Below are 405 nucleotides of genomic sequence, written 5' to 3'. Positions count from 1 at the left end.
GAGCTTGCTCGCGATGGCGGTGGGTCTGCTTGCAGCGATATTGAATGTGCCGCCGCCATCGCGGGCAAGCCTTGCTCCCACAAGAATCGGCGGCGGTCGCAGTACCCGACAACACCACAAATCCCATGTGGGAGCGAGCTTGCTCGCGATGGCGGTGGGTCTGCTTGCAGCGATATTGAATGTGCCGCCGCCATCGCGGGCAAGCCTTGCTCCCACAAGAATCGGCGGCGGTCGCAGTACCCGGCAACACCGCAAATCCCTGTGGGAGCTGAGCTTGCTCGCGATGGCGGTGGGTCTGCTTGCAGCGATATTGAATGTGCCGCCGCCATCGCGGGCAAGCCTTGCTCCCACAAGAATCGGCGGCGGTCGCAGTACCCGACAACACCACAAATCCCATGTGGGAGC

Annotated in this window: 1 pseudogene; it reads left to right on the top strand. The window is 62.7% G+C overall.

What is annotated here, in order from left to right:
• A pseudogene (locus AC3A5O_RS28790) lies at nucleotides 1-405 on the top strand (hypothetical protein); the annotation flags it as partial.

Source organism: Pseudomonas sp. Soil_N_39, assembly GCF_057655955.1.
Note: the sequence above shows the minus strand (reverse complement) of the source record. Positions and strands in the feature narration are given on the sequence as shown.